The sequence below is a fragment of the Streptococcus respiraculi genome (genome assembly GCF_003595525.1).
In the GTDB taxonomy this organism is placed as follows: Bacteria; Bacillota; Bacilli; order Lactobacillales; family Streptococcaceae; genus Streptococcus; species Streptococcus respiraculi.
In genome coordinates, this window is record NZ_CP022680.1 from 127,814 (window position 1) to 151,178 (window position 23,365).

The window sequence follows — 23,365 nt, forward strand, 5'->3', positions numbered from 1 at the left end:
ATAGCTATGAGTTTTTACAATCATGGAGCGATTGAGCCTAAGTGGCAAAAATACTGGGCAGAACATCACACCTTTAAGACAGGTACAGATAAAGAAAAACCAAATTTCTATGCCCTTGATATGTTTCCATATCCAAGTGGAGCTGGTCTTCACGTTGGCCACCCAGAAGGTTATACAGCCACAGACATTTTAAGCCGCTATAAGCGTGCCCAAGGCTACAATGTCCTTCACCCAATGGGCTGGGATGCTTTTGGTTTACCTGCTGAGCAATATGCTATGGATACAGGAAATGACCCAGCAGAATTTACAGCGCAAAATATTGCTAATTTCAAACGCCAAATCAATGCGCTAGGGTTTTCCTACGATTGGGACCGAGAAGTCAATACAACGGATCCAGGTTACTACAAGTGGACCCAGTGGATTTTCACGAAATTGTACGAAAAAGGTTTGGCTTACGAGGCTGAAGTACCGGTTAACTGGGTTGAAGAGTTGGGAACAGCTATTGCCAATGAAGAAGTCTTGCCTGATGGAACTTCTGAGCGTGGAGGATATCCTGTTGTTCGAAAACCCATGCGTCAATGGATGCTAAAAATTACAGCCTATGCAGAGCGTCTTTTGACCGACTTGGAAGATTTGGACTGGCCAGAGTCTATCAAGGATATGCAACGCAACTGGATTGGAAAATCAACAGGAGCAAATGTCACCTTTACTATTAAAGGTACGGATCAGACTTTCACTGTCTTTACCACTCGACCAGATACTCTTTTCGGGGCAACCTTTGCGGTTCTTGCACCTGAGCATGAACTGGTAGACTTGATTACGACAGCTGAACAGGCTCAAGTCGTTGCAGACTACAAGCACCAAGCCAGTCTCAAATCAGACCTTGCTCGGACGGATCTTGCCAAGGAAAAAACAGGTGTCTGGACAGGTGCCTATGCAATCAATCCAGTCAATGGTCAAGAAATTCCAATCTGGATTGCGGACTATGTGCTAGCCAGCTATGGGACAGGTGCGGTGATGGCAGTACCTGCGCATGATAGTCGTGACTGGGAATTTGCCAAAACCTTTGACTTGCCAATTGTAGCAGTCATCGAAGGTGGTGATGTCACAGAAGCTGCCTATACAGAAGACGGTTTACACATCAATTCTGATTTTCTGAATGGATTGAATAAGGCAGACGCGATTGAAAAAATTATTTCTTGGTTAGAAGAAGCAGGTGTTGGTGAGGAAAAGGTGACCTATCGCTTGCGTGACTGGCTCTTTAGTCGTCAGCGTTACTGGGGAGAGCCGATTCCGATTATTCATTGGGAAGATGGAACGTCAACAGCTGTTCCAGAAAGTGACTTGCCACTTGTCTTGCCAAAAACAAGCGACATTAAGCCGTCTGGTACAGGAGAAAGTCCACTTGCTAATTTGACAGATTGGCTTGAAGTGATACGTGAAGATGGTGTCAAAGGCCGCCGTGAGACTAATACCATGCCACAATGGGCAGGTTCAAGCTGGTATTACCTCCGCTACATTGATCCGCACAATACAGAAAAACTGGCAGATGAAGACTTGCTGAAGGCTTGGTTGCCAGTAGATATCTATATTGGTGGTGCAGAGCATGCGGTACTTCACCTCCTCTACGCACGTTTCTGGCACAAATTCCTCTATGATCTTGGTGTCGTACCAACCAAGGAGCCGTTCCAAAAGCTTTTTAACCAAGGGATGATTTTAGGAACAAGCTACCGAGATGGTCGTGGAGCTCTTGTGGCAACTGATAAGGTGGAAAAACGAGATGGTTCCTTCTTTAACATTGAAACAGGAGAAGAATTAGAACAAGCCCCTGCCAAGATGTCTAAATCCCTCAAAAACGTTGTCAATCCAGATGACGTGGTGGCACAATATGGTGCCGATACCCTTCGTGTCTATGAAATGTTTATGGGACCGCTTGACGCTTCGATTGCTTGGAGTGAAGAAGGCTTAGAAGGCAGTCGGAAATTCCTCGACCGTGTCTACCGCTTGATAACTTCCAAAGATATTGTAGCAGAAAATAATGGCAACTTGGACAAGGTTTACCATGAAACGGTGAAAGCTGTAACAGAGCAGATTGAGACCCTCAAGTTCAATACGGCGATTGCCCAACTCATGATTTTTGTCAATAGTGCCAACAAAGAAGAGGCACTCTATGCTGACTATGCAAAAGGTTTTGTTCAATTAATCGCTCCATTTGCACCGCATTTGGCAGAAGAACTGTGGCAAATCGTAACTGGTTCAAGTGAGGGAATTTCCTATGTTCCATGGCCAGTTTATGACGAGGCCTTCCTAGTGGAAGATGAGATTGAAATCGTTGTCCAAATCAAAGGTAAGGTTCGTGCCAAATTAGTTGTTGCCAAAGACCTCTCTCGTGAGGAATTGGAAGCTGCAGCTCTTGCGGATGAAAAAATCCAAGCAGAAATTGCGGGCAAAGACATCGTAAAAGTCATTGCTGTACCAAATAAACTAGTCAATATCGTTGTGAAATAATGAAAAGACTATAACCGTAAAAACTAGCTTCTCGTGCTATCACAGAAGCTGGTTTTTGTTTGGCTTGAACAGGCAGTCAATTAGAAGAGAGGATGCGCTATCATAAAATTCCCTAATCACGGTGATAGAAAATATGTATTAGTCAAGACAGAAATCGCATGGTATGATAAGCAATACCAAAGGAAGGAGGGTGTAATGGAATATAGTACAAAAGCGATTCATGGTCAAGTTGATGATACAGGAAAAGGTGCAGTGACCTATCCAGTTTATCTTTCCTCTACCTTCCTGCAAGAAGATGTTGAACGATTTGGGGAATTTGTCTATAGCAGAAGTGCTAACCCAACACGTGCTGTCGTAGAGAAACAGGTAGCTGACTTGGAGGGAGCGAAGTATGCACTAGCGACTTCTACCGGCATGGCTGCAACAGCGATTGCCTTTGAGTTGCTAAATAGCGGAGATAGCATTCTTCTATCTGACAATGTCTATGGTGGAACTTGGCAGTTTGTCAATGAATTATTTGAAAGCCGCAATCTTTCCTATGAATTAGTTGCGGATTTTAACCAATATGATTTTTCACAAGTGTCTGCGAATGTCAAAGCCATTTTTCTTGAAACACCGACCAATCCCCTTCTTCATGTGACGGATTTGAAACAGGTGATTCAACGAGCCAAGGCACAAGGCTTACTCGTGATTGTGGATAATACATTTATGACCTCTTACCTGCAACGACCGCTTGACTTTGGAGCAGATATTGTCGTCTACTCAGCGACCAAGTATTATGCAGGTCATTCAGATATTTTGGCGGGCTTGGTGGTCACCAATCGAGAGGATCTCTATCCGCGATTGAAAGTTGCCCACAAGCTATTAGGTGCTATTCTCAGCCCTTTTGATGCCTTCTTATTATCAAGAGGAATAAAGACCTTGCCCCTACGCTTAGATAAACACCAAGAAAATGCCCAGTTAGTAGCAGAATACCTTGAGCAACAGGAGGGGGTTCAGGTATTTTACACAGGACTTCCAAATCATCCGGGTCATGCTATTCAAGAAGAACAGGCAAGTGGTCATGGTGGAGTTCTATCGTTCCTATTGGATGAGGAAGTGTATGAGTTGGATATTTTTGTTCAGTCGTTGACCTTCTTTGGTTTTGCGGTTAGCTTGGGTGGTGTCGAATCGTTGATTTGTCGTCCAGCAACCATGACCCATGAATCCTATAGTGTAGCCTTACAAGAAAGCATTGGGATTCGGACCAATCTCTTGCGCTTAGCGGTTGGAATTGAAGCGAGTAAGGATTTGATTGATGATATAAAACAAGCCTTTGAAAAGGCTAAAAGATAAAGGAGAAGAAAGATGAAAAAAGTCGTTGTATGGATTGCAAGTATTGTCGCTAGTGTCGTATTGGTAGCGTGTGGCACTACGCCTCAAAAACAGGCAGCTGCAAACAGTAGTTTGTTGGAACAAATTAAGGAAAGAGGTGTTCTGAAAGTTGGAACAGAAGGCACCTATTCTCCCTATACCTATCATGATAAAAGTGGTAAATTAGTCGGTTACGATGTTGAAGTTGCGGAAAAAGTTGCAGAAAAACTCGGTGTAAAAGCTGAATTTGTGGAAACAGAATGGGATTCGATTATTGCAGGACTAGATGCGGGGCGCTTTGACATTATTGCCAATCAAGTCGGAATCACAGATGAACGGAAGGAGAAATACGATTTTTCGACTCCTTATACCTACATCTATGGGGCATTGATTACCTCTAAGGACAATACCGACATTCAGGCATTTGGTGATGTAAAAGGGAAAAAATCTGCTAATAGTTTGACTAGTAACTGGGCAAAAGTGGCACAAAGCAACGGTGCTGAAATTGTTGGTGTAGACGGTTTCCAACAAGCAGTTGAATTGTTGGTATCAAAACGTGTTGATTTGACCATAAATGACAACGTTGCTTACTTGGATTATGTGAAACAACATCCAGATGCACCGATTAAGGTAGCTGCTCTCTCAGAGGAGGCTCAAAAAACAGCCATTCCAGTTGTAAAAGGAAATGATGATTTAGTGAAAGCCATTGACCAAGCCTTAAAAGAATTGGCAGAAGAAGGTGTTTTGACGGAACTCGCCAAAAAATACTTTGGTGAAGATGTTTCACAAGCAAGTAAATAGAGGATAGGTATGACAGATAGATTATGGCAAATTTTAATCGATTCATTTAGCCAGATACTTATACCAGGATTGTTAGTGACGATTCCACTAACAATCCTCTCTTTCGTCTTTGGCTTAGTGATTGCAGTCTTGACAGCTCTGGTGCAAATTGCGCACATTCCAGTTTTAAAGAGTGTGGCTCGTTTTTATATTTGGTTAATCCGTGGAACTCCCCTTTTGGTCCAGTTGTATGTTATTTTTTACGGTTTACCGAGCCTAGGTCTTGTCCTAGATGCCTTTCCCTCAGCTGTTTTCGTTTTCTCGGTCAATACAGGAGCCTATGCGGCTGAAACCATTCGAGCTTCGATTGAGTCTGTTCCTAAAGGACAATTGGAAGCAGGGTACTGTGTGGGGATGACATTTTCGCAGACCATGCGTAGGATTGTATTGCCACAGGCCTTTCGAGTGGCCTTTCCACCCTTGTCCAATTCCTTGATTAGTCTGGTAAAAGATACTTCCTTAGCGGCCAATATCACCGTCTTAGAGATGTTTATGGCGACCCAACAAATTGCAGCAAGGACCTATGAACCATTTGCGCTGTATTGTGAAGTAGGCTTGATTTACCTCTTGTTTTCAACGGTATTGACTAAACTACAAGCTTATGGTGAAAAGAAATTAAAAGTTTACTAAGGGAAGGGGCACTATGATAGAAGTACAGAAAATTAGTATGTCCTTTGGCTCTACCAAGGTCTTACAAGAGGTGGATTTGCAGGTAGAGCAAGGAACGGTAACGGTTATTTTAGGCCCATCAGGTTCTGGAAAGACAACCTTGTTGCGCTGTATGAATTTTTTGGAGCGAGCAGATAGTGGTCAACTTATTTTTGGAGAAGAAACCCACGATTTGTCGCATATTAAGCAGAAGGAAATAGCAGCCATTCGCAAACAAACTGGTTTTGTTTTTCAAAATTATAATCTCTTTGCCAATAAGACGGCTTTGGAAAATGTGACAGAAGGCTTGATTATTGCACATGGATATAAGAAGGACGAGGCGGAGAAGATTGGGAAGAAGGCACTGGATAAGGTGGGGCTTGCAGACAAGTATAGCTCTTACCCAAGTGAATTATCAGGAGGTCAGCAGCAACGGGTAGGAATTGCGCGTGCTGTAGCGACTAATCCAGCAGTGATCTACTTTGATGAGCCGACTTCTGCCCTTGATCCAGAGCTGATTGGGGGTATCTTAGACGTCATGGTTGAGCTAGCCAAAGAAGGTATGACCATGGTTGTCGTAACCCATGAGATGAGCTTTGCTCGAGAAGTGGCTGATAGAGTTGTTTTTATGGAAAATGGTCAGATTATCGAACAAGGAAGTCCTGAAGACATATTTGATTCTCCTAAGGAAGAACGGACCAAACAATTTTTATCTCGGATTAGTCAATAATTCGTCTCTAGTTGGAGCTTCCTTGTCTTTTTGGTATAATACGGACATGGACATCAAAAATAGCTATAGTCAAGAAGAAAAAGAGTATTTCATGCGGGAGGCTTTAAAAGAAGCAGAGCGTTCCTTAGTAAAAGATGAGATTCCGATTGGATGTGTCATTGTCAAAGACGGTGTCATCATTGGCCGAGGGCACAATGCGCGTGAGGAGCAAAATCAAGCCATTTTACATGCAGAGATCATGGCCATTCAAGAAGCTAATCAGCAAGAAAAAAATTGGCGCTTACTCGATACAACGCTCTTTGTGACTATTGAGCCTTGTGTCATGTGTAGTGGTGCGATTGGCCTAGCACGGATTCCGCAGGTCATCTATGGTGCGCCGAATCAGAAATTCGGTGCCGCAGGCAGCCTTTATGATATTTTGCAAGACGAGCGTCTGAATCATCGTGTTGCCGTCGAAACAGGTGTTTTAGAAGATGAATGCGCTAGGATAATGCAGACCTTTTTCCGTCAAGGGCGTGAGAAAAAGAAAGCTCTCAAGCAGATTCAGCAGTCTCAAGAGCATGAGGACGATTGAGAATGGTTGCACAATCTGAGATTTATGGTATAATGATAAGTGGAGCAACACTTGTGCGTGAAGCGGGTCAGGGGAGGAATCCAGCAGCCCTAAGCGAAGTCGAGTGTGTGCTCTTTTTATATTTTTCTTTTATATCCTAACTATGGACATCGGGTATAAACCTCACAATATGTGATTTTTTCACATTTTTAAGAAAATATATAGAATATTTTATGAAAATAGCTGAAAATATAGAATTTCCTTGAAAAAAATCCAATAAAGCGTTATCATTAGGTATGTAGAAAAAATGGAGGATTTATAATGGCACATATCCAATTTGATTATTCAAAAGTTTTGGGACAATTCGTTGCTCCAACGGAATTGGACTTTTTACAAAGCCAAGTAACAGCACTTGATGCGGACTTGCGTAAGGGTACTGGGGCAGGAGCTGAAATGCTCGGATGGCTTGATCTACCAGAAAACTATGACAAAGAAGAGTTTGCACGTATTAAAGAAGCTGCTGCAAAAATCCAGTCAGATAGCGATGTTTTGGTTGTGATTGGAATCGGTGGTTCTTACCTCGGTGCAAAAGCTGCGATTGATTTCTTGAATACTTCTTTTGTCAACTTGCAAACGAAAGATGAGCGCAAAGCGCCACAAATCTTGTACGCAGGAAATTCCATTTCATCTAGCTACTTGGCTGATTTGGTAGACTATGTGGCAGATAAAGATTTCTCAGTAAACGTGATTTCAAAATCAGGTACGACTACTGAGCCAGCGATTGCCTTTCGTGTCTTCAAAGAATTGCTCGTGAACAAATACGGTCAAGAAGAAGCAAACAAACGGATTTATGCAACTACTGACCGCGAACGTGGAGCGGTTAAGGTCGAAGCTGACGCAAATGGTTGGGAAACTTTCGTGGTTCCAGATAATGTCGGTGGACGCTTCTCTGTTCTTACAGCAGTAGGTTTGCTTCCAATTGCGGCTTCAGGTGCGGATATTACAGCTCTTATGGAAGGTGCAAATGCAGCTCGTAAGGACTACGCTTCGGATAAGATTGCAGAAAATGAAGCTTACCAATATGCAGTTGTTCGTAACATCCTTTACAGAAAAGGCTATGTGACTGAAATCTTGGCCAACTATGAGCCTTCTCTTCAATACTTTAGCGAATGGTGGAAACAATTGGCTGGTGAATCAGAAGGAAAAGACCAAAAAGGGATTTATCCAACGTCAGCTAACTTCTCAACTGACTTGCACTCACTTGGTCAATTTATTCAAGAAGGCTACCGTAATCTCTTTGAAACAGTCATTCGTGTCGACAAACCAAGAAAAAATATCTTGATTCCAGAAATGGCAGAAGATTTGGATGGTCTTGGCTACCTTCAAGGAAAAGATGTGGATTTCGTTAACAAGAAAGCAACGGACGGTGTGCTTCTTGCCCATACAGACGGTGGTGTACCAAATATGTTTGTCACTCTTCCACAACAAGACGAGTTTACACTTGGCTACACTATCTACTTCTTTGAACTTGCGATTGCCCTTTCAGGTTACCTCAATGGCGTAAATCCATTTGACCAACCAGGGGTAGAAGCTTACAAGAAAAATATGTTTGCCCTTCTTGGTAAACCAGGATTTGAAGAACTTGGAGCAGAATTGAACGCTCGTCTTTAATCATTAGATAGACAGACAAGAGGCTAGATAAAAACAATTTTTAGCCTTTCTCTTAAAAATTGAACAATGTAAAATGGCTTAGAATCAACGTTTCTTGATAACGTTAATCTAAGCCATTTATTATTTTTAAGACTTTTTGCTCACTCTCTTTCGTTTTATGAGAAGATTAATAATGTTGCTCTGCCAAATAGTGGGCGATACTCTCATCGATAATCAAGTGGTCAACGCAGCCTTTGCGTAATAAGGCGAAGAGGCTAGGAGCCTTGATTAAGTCGGATGCGATAATAGCGACTTCATTCATCATCTCCAATTCGTCTAGTGTAATGCCGACCATTCGTTTAGTGAGACTGGTTTCTAAAATAGTGCCTTCCTCGTCATAAAAACTAGCGAGGGCGTCACCGACAACTTTCTTTTCGATGATATCTGCTTCATCCTCTGGGGTGACGACTCCTAGTTGTTGATAGGTAGAGGATTCGCGAGGGTTGCCAATACTGACGATGGCAAGATCTACTGCAAGAGCCTTTTTATGTGCCTCTTTTATTAAGGATGAGCGCATCAGTTCTTTTTTTAAGAGAGGATGATCTGCGATAGCAGGGGCGTAGTAATAACTGGCGGTAGCGCTATATTTTTCTGCTAGTCGAAAACATAGATGATTGGAATGGAGATGCAGTAACTCTACGTTTGCTCCGCCCATTAGGGGGACGATATTAAGGTGGGGATAGGGCATGGTTTTGGCAGCTTGAACAAATTCATAGAGGGTAGAGCCCCAGCCAATACCGATAGAGGAGAGCGAATGGGCATATTGCTCAACAAATTCAGCAACAGCAGTACCTAGGGCGACCTTGGTTTGGTGTTCGGATGCCTTTGTCGGGGTAATGATAACGGTTTGGAGGTTGTATTTTTCGGTAAGTTGCTGGCTCAGTTGGATATTTGGGTTGGCCTTGGGCGAGATGGTGATTTGCACAATTCCTTGTTGCAAGGCTTCTTTTAATAGCTGGGCAACGGTGGGGCGGCTGAGCTGGAGTTGTTTGGCAATTTCCGACTGATTTTTTTGTTCCTTATAGTACAGTAAGGCAGTCTGGTAGATAAGCTGGTGACGATCCTTCATAATGTAAAATACTCCCTTGTTTCTCTTCTTATTCTACCTCGTCTTTTTACAATTGTAAAGTTTCCTTTAAATAAAGTTTTACAGATGAAAAAAGTGAGAGTATACTAAAGGAGAAGAAACGATTCGAATAATGATGGAGGATGACCAGATGAAAACAAGTTCGAAACACATATATCAAGTAGCTAAGCAGGGTGGATTTGCCATTCCTCATGCAAATTTTATTGATTTGAATTCTGCGCGGGCCTTTGTCCAAACAGCTGAAAAGCGGGGCTTGCCTCTCTTGCTTGCCTATGCTCAATCTCACCAGTCCATCTTGTCCTTAGAAGAGGCAGCTGCGATTGGAAATGTGATGGCAGATTCGGTCAGCGTGCCGATTGTCCTTCATTTGGATCACGGAGAAGATTTTGATTTTATCAAGCGTGCGATTGATCTTGGTTTTACGTCTGTTATGATTGATGCTTCGCAGAAGTCATTTGAAGAAAATGTGCGTCTGACCAAGGAAGTGGTCGAATATGCCCATGCACGTGGTGTCGTTGTCGAAGCGGAATTGGGACATGTTGGGGCAAATGACACGTCAGAAGCAGCTGAAGTGACAGACTCTGTTTATACAGAAGTGAAGGATGTACAGGAATTTGTTGCCCAGACTAATGTGGACTCTCTTGCTATTTCAATCGGAACGGCTCATGGAATCTATAAAGGTGTACCAAATATCAATTTTAACCGCCTGCATGAAATTGCTGAGTTGACCTCTGTTCCTCTTGTCCTTCATGGTGGTTCGTCATCAGGGGATGAGAATCTCGGTCGTTGTGCCCATGAGGGGATTACCAAAATCAATATCTATACAGACTTTATCGTATCGGCTTTTGAAGCTATTCAAGATGAGGTACCACAAGACTATATCAGTCTCAAACAAGTCGCAGACCAGGCAATGGGTACTATGTTAGACCATTACTATGATGTATTTGGTACGCAAGCAATAAAGGAGTAATCGTATGAGTAAAGTTCAAGTAAAAGCACCATTTTTTATGTTTAATCCCAAATCCTATCTTTATGGGGAAGAGTTAGAAGGATTTGCAAAAGTAGCAGAAGAACTAGCAGTTGAATATCCTGAGGTATCTGTCTTTATAACAAGTCCATTTGCAGATATTCGTGCGGTTGCTAGGCATACAAATCAGGCAATTGTATCGGCTCAACATATCGACGGGATTCAACCAGGTCGTGGTATGGGACATGTGTTAGCTGATTCGGTTTATGCAGCAGGAGCAAGAGCTACATTTTTGAATCATGCAGAACGTCCTCTAACATTTGATGCATTGGTTAAATCGGTTGAACGCGCAGACGAATTGGGAATGATAACAATTGTTTGTGCTAATTCAATTAAAGAAGCAAAAGCAGTAGCAACACTACAGCCGGACATCATTCTTTGTGAACCGACAGAGTTGATTGGAACAGGAAACACGAGTGATGCTTCTTATGTTACTGCAACAAATGAAGCAATCAAGGCTATCTCACCGAATACGCTAGTCATGCAGGCAGCAGGTATCAGTAAAGCAGAAGATGTTTATAAAGTCATTGAATTGGGCGCGGATGGTTCTGGCTGCACAAGTGGAATTACAGAAGCAGAACAGCCACATGATATGTTAAGAGAAATGGTTAAAGCAGCGGATACAGCATGGAGAGAAAAGCATGAAAATGTATAAAGAAACCTTTACAGTAGAAACCGAGGCAGGAAAGGCGACCTATGTCGATATTACGCCACAATTAAGAGAAATTGTCAAAAAAAGTGGGATTGAAAATGGTCTCTTAACCATGATTTCGCCCCATACAACCTGTGCCGTCTTTTTTGAAGAATTTGTTCACGACTATACGGATGAGGGAGACGAATTTCTACAAGTAGACTTGAATCATGTTTTGGAGAAAATTATTCCAGATCACACGGATGCAGATACGTATATCTATCCTGGAGAAGAGCATTACAAGTGTGTTGAGGCTTGGCCCAATGCAGCCGAATATCTACCTGATGGTGATCGGCGAGCTCTATGGAATGGGGATAGTCATCTCAAGGCAACTTTGATTGGATCTAGTCAAATGGTCGATGTGACAGCTGGCGATTTAGGAGTAGGTAGCACAGGTTATTTCTACTTTGTGGACTACGATAAGACTCGTGAACGAGTTCGTAAGTGCCAGGTGACTGTATTTGGAGTATAGATGGAAAAACCAACCGAGGATGGTTGGTTTTTTTGTGTCTACAGTTGTTCAAGCAAATACAGTCCAAGTGTGAACACAATCATGTGCTTTATTTGGTCTTTTTGTATGCGTTTCCAAGTTCTATAATGAAACTAGGAAAAACAAAAAAATAAAAAAGGAGAAACTAGAATGGAGATTTTGAATAACATTCTCAATTGGTTCTCGCAAAATATTTTGCAGAATCCAGCCTTCTTCGTCGGACTTTTGGTCCTTTTAGGATATGCACTCTTGAAAAAGCCAGGGCATGAAGTATTTTCGGGCTTTGTCAAAGCTACGGTAGGGTACATGATTTTGAACGTTGCAGCGGGTGGCTTGGTCACAACTTTCCGTCCGATCCTTGCAGCGCTTAACTTCAAGTTTAAGATTGGTGCCGCAGTTATCGACCCATACTTTGGATTGGCGGCAGCTAATACTAAGGTTCAAGAAATGTTTCCTGACTTTGTCAAAGCAGCAACAACAGCGCTTTTGATTGGTTTTGGGGTCAATATCTTGCTCGTTGCCTTCCGTAAAATCACCAAGGTACGGACCTTGTTTATTACTGGTCACATCATGGTGCAACAGGCAGCAACCATCTCACTGATGGTGCTTTTCCTCATTCCTCAATTGAGAAATGGTTATGGGATTACAGCAATCGGGGTCATTTGTGGTCTTTACTGGGCCGTCAGCTCTAATATGACCGTTGAAGCAACGCAACGCTTGACAGGCGGTGGTGGATTTGCCATTGGTCACCAACAACAATTTGCAATCTGGTTTGTCGATAAAATTGCTGGGAAACTTGGTAATAAAGAAGAAAACTTGGACAACTTAAAATTGCCAAAATTCTTGTCGATTTTCCATGATACAGTTGTTGCCTCTGCAACTTTGATGCTCGTCTTCTTTGGTGGCATTCTCTTGGTTTTAGGTCCTGAAGTTATGGCAAATAAAGAAGTCATTACGTCAGGTACACCGTTTAATCCAGCCAAACAAGACTTCTACATGTATATTGTCCAAACAGCCTTTACTTTCTCTGTTTACCTCTTTATCTTGATGCAAGGGGTGCGGATGTTCGTAACCGAATTGACGAATGCCTTCCAAGGTATCTCAAGCAAGCTCCTCCCAGGCTCATTCCCAGCGGTGGACGTTGCAGCTTCTTACGGTTTTGGTTCTCCAAATGCGGTACTTTCAGGATTTGCTTGTGGCTTGATTGGTCAATTGATTACCATTGTTCTGTTGATTGTCTTTAAAAATCCAGTTCTTATTATCACCGGTTTCGTACCAGTATTTTTTGACAATGCTGCGATTGCGGTTTACGCAGACAAGCGCGGTGGTTGGAAAGCAGCGGTCATCCTATCCTTTATTTCAGGTGTGCTTCAAGTAGCACTCGGTGCAGCCTGCGTTGCCCTTCTTGATTTGGCGGCTTATGGTGGTTATCACGGGAATATCGATTTTGAGTTCCCATGGTTAGGATTTGGCTATCTTTTCAAAGGACTTGGTATTATTGGTTATGTCTTGGTGTGCTTGTTCTTCCTTGCTATTCCACAAATCCAATTTGCAAGAGCAAAGGATAAAGAAGCGTACTATCGTGGGGAAGCTCAAGAATAAGACGAGGTTCCGTTTCAATTTGCTGACGTTGTTAACTCAGCTTGTTAAACGGAATAGATAAACAACTATCAAAAATAAAACAATCAGGAGGAAAAGAAAATGGTTAAAGTACTAACAGCGTGTGGAAATGGTATGGGATCATCTATGGTGATTAAGATGAAGGTGGAAAATGCTCTTCGTAATCTTGGTCAAAGTGATTTTACAGTGAATTCTTGTAGCGTTGGTGAGGCAAAGGGACTTGCGGCAGGGTATGACATTGTCATCGCCTCTGTTCATCTGATTGATGAATTGCAAGGTCGTACCAATGGAAAATTGGTCGGTCTTGATAACCTGATGGACGACAATGAAATTAAGGCAAAATTGCAAGAAGTTCTGTAGTAATACTTTAGAGGAGGTTGGGAGAAAGTACCCGACCTCTTTCATAGAAAGAGAGAGCAAATATGAATTTGAAAAAAGCTTTTACAGAAAACGAGTCGATTCGTCTTGGCTTGACGGCTGATACTTGGGAAGAAGCAGTTCGCTTAGCAGTCGATCCCTTGATTGAAAGCGGAGCGGTCAAAGAAGAATATTATCATGCCATTATCGAATCCACTAACGAATATGGACCTTACTATATCTTGATGCCTGGCATGGCAATGCCACATGCCCGACCAGAAGCAGGTGTGATGCGTGATGCCTTTGCCTTGATTACCTTAACCAAACCAGTTGTCTTTCCAGATGGGAAAGAAGTTAGCGTGCTCTTAACCCTTGCTGCGACCAGTTCAGATATTCATACATCGGTTGCCATTCCACAAATCATCGCACTTTTTGAGTTGGAAAATTCAATCGAGCGCTTGGTGAATTGCCAATCAGAGGAAGAAGTCCTTGCTATGGTGGAAGAGTCTAAGAACAGTCCATATTTGGAGGGACTTGATTTAGAATCATGATATAAGAGCGTAAAAAATCGATAGAAAATAAGGGAGACTGACGAAGAAATCGTATTTCTAGAAAGTCTCGTCTATTTTCCGAGATTTTAGCTCGCATTCAAATAGTCATGATATAAGAGCGTAAAAAAATCGATAGAAAATAAGGGAGACTGACGAAGAAATCGTATTTCTAGAAAGGCTCGTCTATTTTCCGAGATTTTAGCTCGCATTCAAATAATCATGATATAAGAGTGTAAAAAATCGGTAGAAAATAAGGGAGACGAGCGCAGGAATCGCATTTCAAGCCAGTCTCATCTATTTTCCGAGATTTTAGCTCGCATTCAAATAATCATGATATAAGAGCGTAAAAAAATCGATAGAAAATAAGGGAGACTGATGAAGAAATCGTATTTCTAGAAAGGCTCATCTATTTTCCGAGATTTTAGCTCGCATTCAAATAATCATGATATAAGAGCGTAAAAAAATCGATAGAAAATAAGGGAGACTGACGAAGAAATCGTATTTCTAGAAAGGCTCGTCTATTTTCCGAGATTTTAGCTCGCATTCAAATAGTCATGATATAAGAGCGTAAAAAAATCGATAGAAAATAAGGGAGACTGACGAAGAAATCGTATTTCTAGAAAGGCTCATCTATTTTCCGAGATTTTAGCTCGCATTCAAATACAAACATGATGGCTTTCGGTAGTTTTCAGAAAACGATCAAAAGCTAGCTCACATTGTTCGTGGTGTATCACAATCAAAAAAACATAGAAAAGAGATTCGTATGACAAAACATATTCCAAATTTACAGGTTGCGCTTGACCATTCCGATTTGCAGGGTGCTATTAAAGCGGCAGTGTCCGTTGGGCAGGAGGTAGATGTGATTGAGGCTGGAACAGTTTGCTTGCTTCAAGTGGGAAGTGAATTGGTGGAGGTGCTGCGTAGTCTGTTTCCTGATAAAATCATCGTAGCAGATACCAAGTGTGCAGATGCTGGTGGTACCGTTGCCAAAAACAATGCGGTGCGTGGGGCTGACTGGATGACTTGTATCTGTTCAGCAACCATTCCAACCATGAAAGCAGCCCTTAAAGCCATTCAAGAAGTCCGTGGTGACAAGGGAGAAATCCAAGTGGAACTCTATGGTGACTGGACATATGAACATGCTCAAATGTGGCTTGATGCAGGGATTTCTCAAGCCATTTACCACCAATCTCGTGATGCCCTTCTTGCAGGTGAAACCTGGGGGGAAAAAGACCTGAATAAGGTGAAAAAATTGATCGATATGGGCTTCCGCGTGTCTGTTACAGGGGGGCTTGATATTGGGACCTTAAAACTTTTTGAGGGAGTAGATGTCTTTACCTTTATCGCTGGTCGTGGCATTACAGAAGCAGAAGATCCAGCCGCAGCAGCGCGTGCCTTTAAGGATGAAATCCGCCGCATTTGGGGGTAGGCTATGGCTAGACCGATTGGAATTTATGAAAAGGCAACTCCTAAACACTTTACATGGATAGAGCGCTTGGAGTTTGCAAAAAACCTCGGCTTTGACTTTGTGGAAATGTCAATCGATGAAAGTGATGAGCGCCTCGCTCGGCTTGAGTGGACCAAGGAGGAACGCTTGGAGTTGGTAAAAGCGATTTACCAAACAGGCCTCCGTATTCCGACTATTTGTTTCTCAGGTCATCGTCGTTATCCGCTTGGATCAAACGATCCGGTCCTTGAGGCCAAGTCACTTGAAACCATGCAAAAATGTATTGGGTTGGCACAGGACTTGGGTGTGCGGGTCATTCAGCTGGCAGGATATGATGTCTATTATGAAGAAAAATCACCAGAGACACGTGAGCGTTTCTTGAAAAATCTGCGTAAGGCGTGTGATTGGGCGGAGCAGGCTCAGGTCATGCTCGCTATTGAAATCATGGACGATCCTTTTATCAATAGCATTGAAAAATATTTAGCAGTCGCCCAAGAAATCAACTCCCCCTACCTCTTTGTCTACCCAGACACAGGCAATCTCTCTGCCTGGCACAATGATTTGTACAGTGAGTTTCTCATTGGTCACAAAGCGATTGCGGCGCTTCATCTGAAAGATACCTATGCCGTGACAGAAACCTCTAAGGGGCAATTCCGTGATGTACCGTTTGGACAAGGGTGTGTTGATTGGGAAAACACATTTGCCATTTTAAAGAAAACCAATTACCAAGGACCATTTTTAATCGAAATGTGGTCTGAAAATTGTGAAACTGTAGAGGAAACACGGGCAGCTATTAAAGAAGCCCAAGATTTTCTTTACCCATTGATTGAGAAAGCGGGGTTATGTTAGTATGCCAAAATCATTATCAGAGATGCGCCAGCGTGTTTATGAGGCCAACGTAGCTCTTCCAGAACATGGCTTGGTCAAATTTACTTGGGGCAATGTCTCTGAAGTCTGTCGTGAATTGGGACGGATTGTCATCAAACCATCTGGAGTAGACTATGGCAAATTAAGCCCAGAAAATATGGTCGTGACTGACCTAGACGGAAACGTTGTTGAGGGTGACTTGAATCCCTCGTCTGACCTTGCGACCCATGTAGCACTTTATAAAGCTTGGCCAGAAATCGGTGCTGTTGTCCACACTCACTCGACAGAAGCGGTCGGTTGGGCACAGGCTGGCCGTGATATTCCTTTTTATGGGACAACGCATGCGGATTATTTTTATGGTCCTATTCCTTGCGCCCGCTCATTGACCGCTGATGAAGTGAATACAGCCTATGAGAAAGAGACAGGTAGCGTCATTATTGAAACCTTTGCAGAACGTGGTCTTAATCCTGTTGCGGTTCCTGGAATTGTCGTGCGCAATCATGGTCCTTTTACGTGGGGAAAAGATCCAGCGCAGGCTGTCTATCATTCGGTCGTATTAGAAGAAGTGGCGAAAATGGATCGCTTCACCGAGCAGATCAATCCGCGTGTAGAGTCCGCTCCTAGGTACATCATGGACAAACATTATCTGCGCAAACACGGTCCAAATGCTTACTATGGGCAAAAAGGTGATGTGCACTAGTCATTGGGTTTGGATTAGGTTGTGACAAACGTGTCTTGCCTAGACCCAAATGACCATAGATAGAAAAGAGAGGGAGCAGGACAACACGAATTCGTTTCCTCTCTTTCCTTTTTTGGGGGGGCATGGTCTTTACATTCGAAAAATGGTACACTATCTATACGCAAGAAGAAGGAGATGAGAAAATGGTCCTACTCGATAAGAGCAGTTATGAATTGCTAACCTATTTGATGCGATTGACAAAGCCAGAGACGGTTATGAGTATTTCACGGGCAATGGGTCAGTCTAGGCGAAAAATTTATTATCATCTTGAAAAAATCAATGGTTCTCTTCCTAGTGATACTGAGATGATTGTCAGTCTTCCAAGGGTCGGTATTTTATTAACGGATGCACAAAAAGCGGCTTGTCAGGTCTTATTGGGGAGCGTGGATTCGTATAGCTATGTGATGAGCATGGAGGAGCGGATTCAGCTCATGACCATTTATATTGCTATTACCTCTGAACGTGTAACCATTGAAAAACTTATGGCGCTGACGGACGTTTCACGCAATACCGTGTTAAATGACCTGAGTGAAATTCGGGCGCAACTGACCACCGAGCAATTCAAGGTCTATCTCTATGCAACCAAGTCAGAAGGCTACTTTTTCAAATGCCACCCGCTCAATAAAATCCAGTATATCCACTCTCTTCTCTATGATGTCTTTTCTAATCCCAATGAAGGCTTTCTCACCATTCTCAATGAAAAGGTGCCTTACTTTGAAGGCTGTGAACTCTTGTTTAGTTCCAATTTAGTAGAATTTTTAGCAGAACAAGTGAACCAGCTAGAGGTAGATTTGGGAAAGAAAATCAACCATTATGAGATTGAGTTCATGCTCAAAGTCCTACCTTATTTACTTCTTAGCTATCGCAATATGGCCTTGAAAATAGCCGAGCAAGCAGAAATTCAGCGAGAGTTCACCTTAATTCGCAAGCGGATTGAATATACCGCAGCGCAGAACTTGGCCTCTTCTCTTTCTGAGCGATTTGAAGTGGTGCTGGATGAGATCGAAATTTCTCTGATTGCCATGCTCTTGTTGTCCTACCGTAAGGATAAGGATATTCACACCAATAGCCAAGATTTTGCAGAGTTAAAGGAAACCTTGGAACGCTTTGTTGATGAATTTTTACGCTGTTCAGCCTTTGAGATTGACAATCGTGAAACCTTGATGCGTAATTTGGTCATGCATGCCAAGGCCCTTCTTTTTCGTAAGACCTATGGCATTTTATCTAAAAATCCCTTGACCAGACAGATTAAGCAGAAGTACAAAGACTTATTTGTCACGATTAGAGTGGTGGCTTCTTATACTCTAGAAGCAGAGTGGATGATTCAGATGAATGATGATGACATCTCCTATTTCACCATTCATATCGGCGGTGCTTTAAAGCATAGACCAATCAGCGGAAAATCTTTTCGCAACATTTACTTGGTCTGCGATGAGGGGGTCGGTGTGCAAAAGCTGCTCTATAAACAGTGTCAGGCTTATCTGCCAGTAGATAGTATTAAGGCCGTTTTTACGACCGAGCAATTCCATAGCGTGGAGGATATTTTAGAGGTGGACCTGCTGATTTCTACCAGTGATAATCTGCGAGCTTCTTTTCCAATCTTACAGGTCGAGCCTGTCTTGACCTATGAGGATGTGATGAAAATCAATTATTTTTTGACCTACCACACCATGAAAGATAGTGCCAAGCAGTTTCAACCTCAATTGCAACGCCTCCTTTCACGCTACATCTCAAAAGACGAAGAGCTGAGAGAGGCAACTGCTAAGGTACAGGAACTATTCCAAAGCGATTTCTTTTTAGCAACCGTTGAAAATGGTGGACTAAAAGATTTATATTGATATAGGACTGGGGAATGCCCCAGCTTTTTTAGATTTTATAGACCTTATGATGTTTTTATGCTTAATGAACATCAAAAATAGCTATTTTATCTTATAAATATCTATTCTGTAGGAAAATGGATTGATGAAGTGAGCCAAAGGCGATACATTTGAAATAGTGGAATGACTAACAACAGAAAAGTAGTTGCGAGGCACGGCATTTTTGAGGCCTTAGGCTCAAGATTGCTTTAACAGTCTAGTGGAGTTAAAGGTCGGAAATACAAGGTTGCTTTCGACTGTACTATTTAAGAAAGTATCCCAAAATGCTAATGCGGATTTTAATTGAGTATTCAGTCGTAGCGCTTTACGAAATCAAAACGAATATAGAAAGAAACGGACGTAACTCTTTTATGGAAAGAGGAGTTGATAAGAAAGCAATGGGTTCATCAAAACGTAAAGTTCGCTGTTTTTCGTTGAACATTGGTTTGCAGTAGCAAGATGATAGGACAGTCCAAACCTGAACACACGCATGTGTTTTATTTGGTCTTTTTTTGAACAGATGAAAGCGTTATACTAGGCCTATACATAAGCTATCAGGAGGAACTATTATGGCAAAAGTGAACGAAATTACAAGAGAATCATGGATTTTAAGTACCTTCCCAGAATGGGGTACATGGCTCAATGAAGAAATTGAAGAAGAAGTGGTTCCAGAAGGCAATTTCTCTATGTGGTGGCTAGGAAATTGTGGAATTTGGCTTAAAACACCAGGCGGAGCCAACATCGTCATGGACCTTTGGTCAGCGCGTGGAAAATCGACTAAAAAAGTAAAAGATATGGTACGTGGACACCAAATGGCTAATATGGCGGGAGTTCGCAAACTTCAACCAAATCTTCGTGTGCAACCGATGGTCATCGACCCATTTGCAATCAATGAGTTGGACTACTATCTTGTCTCTCACTTCCATAGTGACCACATTGATATCAATACAGCAGCAGCTATTGTTAACAATCCGAAATTAGACCATGTAAAATTTGTTGGACCTTATGAATGTGGGGAAATCTGGAAAAAATGGGGTGTGCCAGCAGATCGTATTATTATTGTAAAACCAGGTGACAGCTTTGAAATTAAGGATATGAAGGTCCATGCGGTCGAATCCTTCGACCGAACCTGCTTGGTGACTTTGCCAGTGGAAGGAGCGGATGCTCAAGACGGTGAATTGGCTGGACTTGCGGTGACAGATGAGGAAATGGCTCGTAAGGCTGTCAACTATGTCTTTGAAACCCCGGGCGGAACAGTCTATCATGGTGCGGATTCTCATTTCTCAAACTACTTTGCTAAACACGGTCGTGACTTCAAGATTGATGTTGCCTTGAATAACTACGGTGAAAACCCACTCGGTATCCAAGACAAAATGACCTCTATTGACCTACTTCGTATGGCGGAAAATCTCCGTGCTAAGGTTATCATTCCAGTTCACTATGATATCTGGTCAAACTTCATGGCTTCAACGGATGAAATTTTAGAACTCTGGAAGATGAGAAAAGAACGCCTGCAATACCAGTTCCACCCATTTATCTGGGAAGTGGGCGGTAAATATACTTATCCAATGGATCAGAATCGCATCGAATATCATCACCCACGTGGATTTGATGATTGCTTCTTAGAAGATTCGAATATTCAATTTAAGGCCTTGCTATAAGAGCAAGTCTTATATCGCTATCAAATGTAAGGAGGGATGAGTTCCCTCTTTTTTAGTTTACACAGGAAAATCCCCTAGATTGTCATTCTAGGGGATTTGTGCGTATAAGGAGTATAGGAGTGACTTGTCAGTGTTTATCGATTGATATTTTCCCATTTCCAGTTTTGTACTTCAGGAATATCATCACCATGTTCACGGATATAGTCTTTGTGATAAGCCACGGTTTGATCCATCTTCTCAGAAAAGGCCTGTGCTTCATGTCCAAGTGTCGCAAGAGCAGCGTCTTGAGCCAAGTGGAAGCGGTCTAGTTCAGACATAACCCGCATGTCAAATGGAGTCGTGATATCTCCGTTTTCACGGTAGCCATGAACGTGAAGATTGTGGTTGTGGCGTCTGAAGAAGATGTCACGAATCATTCCTTCGTAAGCATGGAAGGCAAAGATAACAGGTTTGTCTGTTGTAAAGATTGCGTCGAATTCTTCATCTGAAAGTCCGCGTGGGTCCAAGTCTGGGTGGCGAAGTTTCAAGATGTCTACGACATTGACAAAGCGAATCTTCAAGTCAGGGAAGGCTTTGTGGAGGATAGAAATCGCAGCCAAGGCTTCTAAGTTTGGCTCAGTTCCTGCTGCCGCAAATACCACATCAGGTTCTTCATCAAGAGAGACAGTTGAAGCCCAATCGATGACTTTGTATCCTTTTTCGACCAATTCTTCAGCTTCATCAACAGAGTAGAATTGAGGACGTGGGTGTTTTGAAGTTACGACCAAGTTGATGACGTCTTCATCTTTAAAGGCCTTATCCATGACAGCCAAGAGACTGTTGGTATCAGCAGGAAGATACTCACGGATATATTCCGGTGTTTTTTCAGATAGGTGAGTGAGGATTCCTGGGTCTTGGTGTGTATAGCCGTTATGGTCTTGTTGGAATACGGTTGAAGTGGCAATCAAGTTGAGAGCTGGATAGTTTTTACGCCAAGTAGTGTGGGTTTTTGATTTCCGTAACCATTTGAAGTGTTGGGTAATCATGGTATCAACTACACGTAGGAAGGATTCATAAGAAGCAAAGAATCCGTGGCGACCAGTCAAGACATATCCTTCCAAGAGACCTTCTGCTTGGTGCTCTGACAATTGAGAGTCGATGACACGACCAGCTGGGCTAAGCCATTCATCGTAGCTTTCTTTGCGACGGCCGAGCCATTGGCGATTGGTTTTTGTAAAGATTGCGTTTAAGCGGTTTGATTTTGTTTCATCTGGTCCGAAGACACGGAAGTTGTCAGGATTTGCTTCGACCAAGTCAGCAGCGTATTTACCAAATTCAATCATGTCTTGGGCAAGGATGGCACCTGGTGTTTCGATGTCAAAGGCATGTCTTTTCCAGTTAGCAGTATCCATTGGTTTGATGACACCGGCATTGGTGATTGGGTTCATGGACATGCGACGGTCGCCTTTCGGTGACATTTCTGCAATTTCTGGGAGTAATTTCCCGTTTTCGTCAAATAATTCTTCAGGACGGTAGCTGTGCAACCAGTCAAGAAGTGCATCGAGATGTTCCATGTGGTGTGCATCGACTGGGATTGGAACTTGGTGCGCGCGGAATCCTCCTTCAATTGGAGTTCCTTCCCAAGCTTTAGGACCAGTCCAACCTTTCGGAATGCGTGCAACAATTACTGGCCAAGCAGGCATTGTTGCTTCTTCTGCTGAGCCTTTGCGGGCCTCTGCTTGAAGGGCTTGAATCATTTCAACAGCGCTATCGATTGTTTGAGCCATTGCACGGTGTGCATCTTCGAAGTTTGAACTTGTCACATCAACAAAGATTGGGCTCCAACCGAGTCCTTTGAAGAAATGAGCCAACTCTTCGTCTGTTTTGCGTTCTAAGATAGTAGGATTGTGGATTTTTCCACCGTTTAGATAAAGGATAGGCAAGACTGCCCCGTCGTTTACAGGATTAATGAAGGTATTGGCAAACCATCCTGCCATTAATGGGCCTGTTTCAGCTTCTCCGTCTCCGATAACAGTTGCGGCAATGATGTTTGGATTATCAAGGACAGCTCCTGCCGCATGTGAGAGGGCATAACCGAGTTCTCCTCCTTCATGGATAGAACCTGGTGTTTCAGGTGCTGCGTGGGAAGCGATTCCTCCAGGGAAAGAGAAGATTTTACAGAGTTTTTGGAAACCTTCTTCTGTTTGCGGAATATCTGGGTTCAGCTCAGTGTAACTACCATCAAGGTAAGAGTTTGCGACCATTACTTGTCCACCATGGCCAGGACCTTCAATATAGAACATATCTAAATCGTATTTGTTAATCGCACGATTAAGATGAGCATAAATGAAGTTTTGACCTGGGACAGTTCCCCAGTGTCCAATTGGGTGAGCCTTCAAATCGTTTTCGACTACTTCGCGTTTGAGCAAAGGATTGTCTTTCAAGTACATTTGAGCAGCTGAGATGTAGTTGGCCGCCCGCCACCAAGCGTCGACTTTAGCAAGATATTCTGGTGAATCAAATAGTTTTGTCATGATTCAATCTCCTTTATCCATTATTGTATTTTATTTCACATGCTAACTATATCATCTTATGTAAGCCCTGTCAAAGATTGAAAACATTATTGAAAACCAAAAGAAAACAAATGGAAA

At 42.6% G+C, this 23,365-nt stretch carries 20 protein-coding genes and 1 other RNA gene; 19 read left to right on the forward strand and 2 right to left on the reverse strand.

All coding sequences use genetic code 11. The features are described 5' to 3' along the window. Positions 1-6 precede the first annotated feature (6 nt). The 8 genes from leuS to CHF41_RS00630 all read left to right on the forward strand — a co-directional run bounded on the left by leuS (position 7) and on the right by CHF41_RS00630 (position 8,303). Positions 7-2,508 carry a leucine--tRNA ligase gene (gene leuS, locus CHF41_RS00595; RefSeq protein WP_119875535.1) on the forward strand — a complete coding sequence of 834 codons (2,502 nt, stop codon included), beginning with the start codon at positions 7-9 and terminating at the stop codon, positions 2,506-2,508. A gap of 195 nt (positions 2,509-2,703) precedes the next feature. Continuing rightward, entirely contained in the window at positions 2,704-3,843 is a 1,140-nt protein-coding gene (locus tag CHF41_RS00600; RefSeq protein WP_119875536.1) for a trans-sulfuration enzyme family protein, read from the forward strand. Between the two features lie 12 nt (positions 3,844-3,855). Further along, the gene (locus CHF41_RS00605) at positions 3,856-4,662 is read left to right on the forward strand and encodes an amino acid ABC transporter substrate-binding protein (protein ID WP_119875537.1); all 807 of its coding nucleotides are present in this window, start codon (positions 3,856-3,858) and stop codon (positions 4,660-4,662) included. Positions 4,663-4,671: 9 nt separating this feature from the next. Continuing rightward, complete coding sequence (locus CHF41_RS00610) at positions 4,672-5,331, forward strand: amino acid ABC transporter permease (protein WP_119875538.1); 660 nt, start codon at positions 4,672-4,674, stop codon at positions 5,329-5,331. A 13-nt stretch (positions 5,332-5,344) separates the two neighbouring features. Continuing rightward, complete coding sequence (locus CHF41_RS00615) at positions 5,345-6,079, forward strand: amino acid ABC transporter ATP-binding protein (RefSeq protein WP_119875539.1); 735 nt, start codon at positions 5,345-5,347, stop codon at positions 6,077-6,079. A gap of 46 nt (positions 6,080-6,125) precedes the next feature. Further along, entirely contained in the window at positions 6,126-6,653 is a 528-nt protein-coding gene (gene tadA / locus CHF41_RS00620; RefSeq protein WP_119875540.1) for a tRNA adenosine(34) deaminase TadA, read from the forward strand. A gap of 31 nt (positions 6,654-6,684) precedes the next feature. Continuing rightward, an RNA gene (ffs, locus tag CHF41_RS00625) (signal recognition particle sRNA small type) lies at positions 6,685-6,782 on the forward strand. Positions 6,783-6,953: 171 nt separating this feature from the next. Beyond that, positions 6,954-8,303 (forward strand): glucose-6-phosphate isomerase, encoded by a 1,350-nt coding sequence (locus CHF41_RS00630; protein WP_119875541.1) that lies wholly within the window; start codon positions 6,954-6,956, stop codon positions 8,301-8,303. 166 nt (positions 8,304-8,469) lie between these two features. Here the strand turns inward: CHF41_RS00630 and CHF41_RS00635 are convergent, their stop codons facing one another. Continuing rightward, complete coding sequence (locus tag CHF41_RS00635; RefSeq protein WP_119875542.1) at positions 8,470-9,411, reverse strand: sugar-binding transcriptional regulator; 942 nt, start codon at positions 9,409-9,411, stop codon at positions 8,470-8,472. A 148-nt stretch (positions 9,412-9,559) separates the two neighbouring features. Between CHF41_RS00635 and CHF41_RS00640 the strand changes: the two genes are divergently transcribed. From CHF41_RS00640 to ulaG, 11 genes are all read left to right on the forward strand, one after another. After that, entirely contained in the window at positions 9,560-10,399 is an 840-nt protein-coding gene (locus tag CHF41_RS00640; protein ID WP_119877108.1) for a class II fructose-bisphosphate aldolase, read from the forward strand. Between the two features lie 4 nt (positions 10,400-10,403). Beyond that, a complete protein-coding gene (locus tag CHF41_RS00645) occupies positions 10,404-11,111 on the forward strand; it encodes a triose-phosphate isomerase (RefSeq protein WP_119875543.1) in 708 nt (235 codons plus the stop codon). Continuing rightward, on the forward strand, positions 11,098-11,619 hold the full coding sequence (locus tag CHF41_RS00650) for a YjbQ family protein (protein WP_119875544.1): 522 nt from the start codon (positions 11,098-11,100) through the stop codon (positions 11,617-11,619). The genes CHF41_RS00645 and CHF41_RS00650 overlap by 14 nt, the downstream gene beginning before the upstream one ends. 168 nt (positions 11,620-11,787) lie before the next feature. After that, a complete protein-coding gene (locus tag CHF41_RS00655) occupies positions 11,788-13,239 on the forward strand; it encodes a PTS ascorbate transporter subunit IIC (RefSeq protein WP_119875545.1) in 1,452 nt (483 codons plus the stop codon). Positions 13,240-13,338: 99 nt separating this feature from the next. Beyond that, a complete protein-coding gene (locus tag CHF41_RS00660; RefSeq protein WP_119875546.1) occupies positions 13,339-13,617 on the forward strand; it encodes a PTS sugar transporter subunit IIB in 279 nt (92 codons plus the stop codon). Positions 13,618-13,679: 62 nt separating this feature from the next. Then, positions 13,680-14,165, forward strand: coding sequence for a PTS sugar transporter subunit IIA (locus CHF41_RS00665; RefSeq protein ID WP_119875547.1), 486 nt, complete (start codon positions 13,680-13,682; stop codon positions 14,163-14,165). Between the two features lie 763 nt (positions 14,166-14,928). Next, positions 14,929-15,594: a 3-keto-L-gulonate-6-phosphate decarboxylase UlaD gene (locus CHF41_RS00670; protein WP_119875548.1), complete on the forward strand. Its 666-nt coding sequence runs from the start codon at positions 14,929-14,931 to the stop codon at positions 15,592-15,594. 3 nt (positions 15,595-15,597) lie between these two features. Continuing rightward, a complete protein-coding gene (locus tag CHF41_RS00675; RefSeq protein ID WP_119875549.1) occupies positions 15,598-16,461 on the forward strand; it encodes an L-ribulose-5-phosphate 3-epimerase in 864 nt (287 codons plus the stop codon). Between the two features lies 1 nt (position 16,462). Beyond that, on the forward strand, positions 16,463-17,179 hold the full coding sequence (locus CHF41_RS00680; protein ID WP_119875550.1) for an L-ribulose-5-phosphate 4-epimerase: 717 nt from the start codon (positions 16,463-16,465) through the stop codon (positions 17,177-17,179). 182 nt (positions 17,180-17,361) lie between these two features. Then, complete coding sequence (locus tag CHF41_RS00685; RefSeq protein WP_119875551.1) at positions 17,362-19,056, forward strand: BglG family transcription antiterminator; 1,695 nt, start codon at positions 17,362-17,364, stop codon at positions 19,054-19,056. 587 nt (positions 19,057-19,643) lie between these two features. Continuing rightward, complete coding sequence (gene ulaG / locus CHF41_RS00690; protein WP_119875552.1) at positions 19,644-20,735, forward strand: L-ascorbate 6-phosphate lactonase; 1,092 nt, start codon at positions 19,644-19,646, stop codon at positions 20,733-20,735. A gap of 134 nt (positions 20,736-20,869) precedes the next feature. On the opposite strand, the gene CHF41_RS00695 is transcribed toward ulaG, so the two are convergent. Next, positions 20,870-23,248 (reverse strand): phosphoketolase family protein, encoded by a 2,379-nt coding sequence (locus CHF41_RS00695; RefSeq protein WP_119875553.1) that lies wholly within the window; start codon positions 23,246-23,248, stop codon positions 20,870-20,872. Positions 23,249-23,365: the final 117 nt, after the last annotated feature.